This window comes from Streptomyces sp. SID11385 (assembly GCF_010548245.1).
GTDB lineage: Bacteria > Actinomycetota > Actinomycetes > Streptomycetales > Streptomycetaceae > Streptomyces.
The window spans coordinates 1-4,383 of sequence record NZ_JAAGLR010000286.1 but is presented as its reverse complement, the minus strand read 5'-3'; the positions used below and the strand labels follow the sequence as shown (position 1 = coordinate 4,383).

The 4,383-nt window shown below is 75.2% G+C and carries 5 protein-coding genes; 1 reads left to right on the top strand and 4 read right to left on the bottom strand.

Annotation, left to right across the window (positions count from 1 at the left end; all coding sequences use genetic code 11):
- Together G3I42_RS08850 and G3I42_RS08845 are read right to left on the bottom strand one after the other, a co-directional pair.
- The coding region (locus G3I42_RS08850; RefSeq protein ID WP_164284043.1) for a sigma-70 family RNA polymerase sigma factor at positions 1-866 on the bottom strand (866 nt) is incomplete at its 3' end.
- A gap of 213 nt (positions 867-1,079) precedes the next feature.
- On the bottom strand, positions 1,080-1,607 hold the full coding sequence (locus tag G3I42_RS08845) for an AAA family ATPase (RefSeq protein ID WP_164284041.1): 528 nt from the start codon (positions 1,605-1,607) through the stop codon (positions 1,080-1,082).
- A 325-nt stretch (positions 1,608-1,932) separates the two neighbouring features.
- Here G3I42_RS08845 and G3I42_RS08840 point away from each other — a divergent pair, with 325 nt between their 5' ends.
- Complete coding sequence (locus G3I42_RS08840; RefSeq protein ID WP_164284039.1) at positions 1,933-2,685, top strand: GntR family transcriptional regulator; 753 nt, start codon at positions 1,933-1,935, stop codon at positions 2,683-2,685.
- Between the two features lie 67 nt (positions 2,686-2,752).
- Here the strand turns inward: G3I42_RS08840 and G3I42_RS08835 are convergent, their stop codons facing one another.
- Both G3I42_RS08835 and G3I42_RS08830 read right to left on the bottom strand, forming a co-directional pair.
- Positions 2,753-3,907, bottom strand: coding sequence for an ROK family transcriptional regulator (locus tag G3I42_RS08835; protein WP_164284037.1), 1,155 nt, complete (start codon positions 3,905-3,907; stop codon positions 2,753-2,755).
- Between the two features lie 220 nt (positions 3,908-4,127).
- Positions 4,128-4,383, bottom strand: a 256-nt coding sequence (locus G3I42_RS08830; protein WP_164284035.1) for a helix-turn-helix transcriptional regulator, incomplete at its 5' end; no start/stop codon positions are given.

The following is a 4,383-nucleotide window of genomic DNA, read 5'->3' as shown; positions in this document are numbered from 1 at the left end:
GCGGTGCGCGGGCCTGCCGCGGAGGCGGCGGGGGTGTGCGGGGGAGCGGCGGTGGTGTGCCCCGCCCCGTACCCGAGCAGGTGCGGGGCGTGCGCGGCGGGCAGCGGGAGCAGGGGCAGCCCTGCCAGGAGCCGGTCCATCGGCAGGAGCCGGCGCCCGTCGCCGCAGCGCGCGCAGCCGCGCACGTGGCGCGCGATCCGCTTGCGCCACAGCGGCGAGGGCGTCCCGTCCCAGCCGCCGAGCACCGCGCCGAGTTCCGCGCACTCGCCGCGCAGCGCGAGCGCGTGCACGACGGTACGGGCCGTCTCCATCTGCTCCTTCATGCGCTGCACCCGCACCGCCGCGTGGCGCCGTGAGACGCCGAGCGCCTCGGCGAGTTCGGCGCGCTCCAGCTCGCCGGTCTCCTCCAGCCACCAGAGTGCGAGCAGCGCGCGGTCGTCGTGGTCGAGCCAGCGGGTCGCCTCGGCGATCTCCCTGCGCTGGTCGGTGAGTCCGAGCCGCAGCACGGTCAGACCGACGAAGTCGGCGGCGGGGTCGGGGACTTCGGCGGCGCTCTCCCAGTCGGCGAGGTGCTGCCCGGCCGCGCGCAGGGCCCGCTCGCGGTCGCGTATGCGCCGTACCGCGATCGCCATGAGCCAGGAGCGGTAGGCGTGTTCGTCCCGGAGCTGGGGCAGTGCGCGCACGACGCGCAGGAGCGTCTCCTGCACCACGTCGTCGACGTCGCTGTGCCCGTTGAGGGCGCGGCCCACGACGTTGTAGACGAGGGGAAGGCTCTCGGCGAGCAACCGGTCGAGTGCCGCCGGGTCCCCGGCCCTGGCGGCACGTACCGTCCCGGCCCCGGGCCCGCTGTGACCGGTCTCCCGCATCTGGCTGCTCCTTCGCGCGCTGTACCCGTGCGGCACTCCGACCGTGCCGCCCCGGTTGGGAGACGGAAGGCCGGACCCCGGGACAACGAAAAAAGCCCGGGGAAGGAAAATCCCGTATCCCGCGCCGAAAAGCCAGCACGGGAACGGCACGGGCGCCGGGCCCGGGGGCCCCGGGCGCAGGGCCGCGGCACGGGCGGGGGCGACGCGGGTCCGTCAGCCTCCCGCCGCGTCCCGCGCCGCCGCGAGGCCCGCTTCGCGGAACACCAGGTCCGCCGCCTCCGTCGCCCCGTACGCGGCCGGGAGCACCGTCTCGACGCCGCCGGGGAGCAGGTCGCGCGGCAGGTACCAGCTCCGCAGGTCCGCCTCCGTGACGACGCCCGCGATCGCCTTGCCCGCGTGGCGGCGCAGCGTCTCGTCGAAGGGCACGTCCAGGTAGTAACTCGCCTTCGGGCCCCGGTGGTCCGCGAGGAGAGCGGTCAGCATCGCGCCGTAGCGCGCGCTCGGCATGATGCCCTCGACCACGACGTGGAAGCCGTGCGCGAGCGCGTGCCGCGCGGTGAGCGCGATGAGCCCGATGTTCGCCCCGCCGGGCACGTCCCGCTCCCGCAGCACCTCGCGCCGCAGCACGTCCTGCGCCACGAGGGCGAGTCCCCTCCCGTACCGCTCCCGCAGGCCCGCGGCGAGGGTGCTCTTCCCGCTCGCGCTGTTGCCCCGCACCGTCACGAGGACCGGTTCCGTCATCGCGCCACCTCCCGCGCCGAAGCCTCTCAGACGGGCGAACTCCCGCTCTGCTGAGGCGTGCAAACCCCCGGGACGAGCGATTCGCGAACACCTGATGAACCCTTTGCCGGGATCTGACCGCTCCATGGGAGAGCCATCGATGATTGGTCTTGACCAAGGGTGGGGGCGGGCCTACTCTCGCCAGAGTCGGATAGTGCAACAACCTTTAATAAAGAAGTCCGCGTAAAGCTCCCGGCCCGCGCGGCGCGCGAAGCGAGCGGGCCGCGCGGGACGCGGTTTCGGTACGGCACACGGCACGAGGCACACGGCGAAGGCGGAGGACAGGGTGGGGACCAGGCTGCACACGGTGCCGGAGCCCAAGTACCGGCATCTCAAGACGGTCATCGGGGAAGCGCTCGACCACGAGTTCACGGTCGGCGAGGTGCTGCCCAACGAGCGTGAACTCGCCGCCCGTTTCGGTGTGGCCCGCGCCACGCTCCGCCAGGCGCTCGAACAGCTGGAGCTGGAGGGCCGCCTCCAGCGCCGGCGCGGCGTCGGCACCACGGTCGCCCCGCCGCGCGTCGGCGTCGAGGTCGGCAGCAGCCGCGAGAACTGGCCGGGTGCCGCGTGCGACCCCTGGCAGGCCCGCGACGCGCACCGCGCCGTGCCGCCCGCCCCCGTCGCCGAACTCCTCGGCACCGGCGAGGAGCCCGTCCACGTCCTCACCCGTGTCCGTCTCGACGAGGCCCTGCCCGTCGCGACCGAACTCCTCTACGTCCCCGCCGCCTCCGTGTCCGGGCTCAGCGCCATCGACGCCCCCGGCGGCGCCGCGCGGGCCCGCGCCGTCCTGCGCGAACTGGGCCACCTGGAGCCCGAGGGCGAGGACCGCGCCGTGGAACTCGGCTCCGCCGGGGCGGAGGACGCGCGTCGCCTCGACCGCCTCCCCGGCTCCCCGGTCCTCCTCGTCACGACCCGCTTCTTCGCCGAGGGCACCACCGCCGCCGTCTCCGTCGCGACCTACCGCGCGGACACCTGCCGCCTCACCTTCGGCAGCGACGGAGCGGGCGTCGAGATCGCCACCGAGCGCCGCGCCTCCTGAACGGCGACCACGGGGCCGCGCACACCGGGCGCGGCCCCGTCCCCGTACCTCCGCGCCCTTGGGCCGCTCACCCCCGTGCCGACACCGTGCTCTCCACGGCGAAGAGTTCCTTCTCGACGTGGTCGAGTGCGAGTCGCAGCGCCCCCGTCGTGATCGCGGCCTCGCCGAGCCCGGACAGCTCGACGCGCGGCGTGCGCAGACAGTACTTCTCCAACTGCTGCCGCAGCGGCTCCAGTACGCCGTCCAGCCCCGCCGCCCAGCCGCCGATCACGACGAGTTCGGGATCGAGCGCGAGGACGAGCGCCGCGACGTCGTGCACGAGCCGCGCGAGGAACCGGTCCACTGCCGCGCGCGCCTCGTCGTCGCCCTCGCGGGCGAGCGCGAACACCTCGGTCACCGCGCGCTCGTCGAGCGGGTGGAGCGGGCGCCCCGTCGTGGAGAGCAGCGTCTCCGGGGTCTCCTCCTGACCGAGCAGGTGCAGCGCGCCGATCTCCCCGGCGGCCCCGCCGAAGCCCCGGTGCAGCCGCCCCCCGATGAGCGAGCCCGCCCCCGGGCTCAGCCCCGCGAGGACCACGACGATGTCCTCGCTGCCGCGCGCGACACCCTGCCAGTGCTCCGCGAGCGCTGCGGCGTTCGCGTCGTTCTCCACGAGGACGGGACAGCGGAACGACCGCCGCAGCCGCTCCCCGAGCCTGAGCCCCGTCCACTGCGGCAGCGCGGTCCCCAGGCGGATCGTGCCGTCCGCCTCGACGATCCCCGGGCTGCCGACGCCCACGGCGCGCAGCGAGTCGCGCGCGACACCGGTCCGCCGCAGCAACTCGCCGACCGTGGCGCGCAGGCGTTCGATCCGGTCGTCGGCGCCCGCCGACTCCTCGACCTCGCGCGCCGCCGTGCCCAGTTCGCGGCCCTCCAGGTCGGAGACGGTCGCGGCGACGCGGTGCGGGCCGATCTCCAGACCGAGGAGGTGCCCGGCCTCGGCCCGGAAGCGGTACAGGCGGGCGGGACGGCCCTGCTTGCGCGCGCCCGCGTCGGCCGCCGTCTCGACCACGAGCCCGGCCGCGGTGAGGTCGTCCACCGAGCCCTCGACGGTGGGCCGGGACAGGCCGGTCAGGCGCGCGATCTCGGTGAGCGTGCGGGGCTGCCCGCCGCGCAGCGTGTCGAGGACCACGGCGGAGTTGATCCGCCGCAGCAGAGAGGGATCGCCACCGGTCAGCCGCCCCACGTCCCGTCCTTCCAGCTCGCACCCTGTGTGGCCGGATCGTACAAGGCGGCGCCCCGCTCGGGGGCGGGGGAGTCAGGACCGTACGGGCCTTGTGACCTGGGGGAGGGGAAGGTCCGTACCAGGGTGAGGATGGTACGGACCAATGCGGGGGTTCTTGTCCGAAACCGCCTGTCCACCCCATCCATCCGCCGCCGCTCAGCCGCTCCTTCGGCCCGCGCCCTCAGACCTCCTCCGCGCTCCCCGGCGCCACGAACCCCGAGTCGTACGCGAGAACGACCGCCTGTGTGCGGTCCCGCGCCCCGAGCTTCGCGAGCACCGCGCTGACGTGCGTCTTCACCGTCTCCGCGCCCACGACGAGCCGCGCCGCGATCTCCGCGTTCGACAGGCCGCGCGCCATGAGCCGCAGCACCTCGCCCTCGCGCCCCGTGAGCGAGGCCCCCGCGAGCGGCGCCGGACCGGGCCCGCCGGGCCGCCCG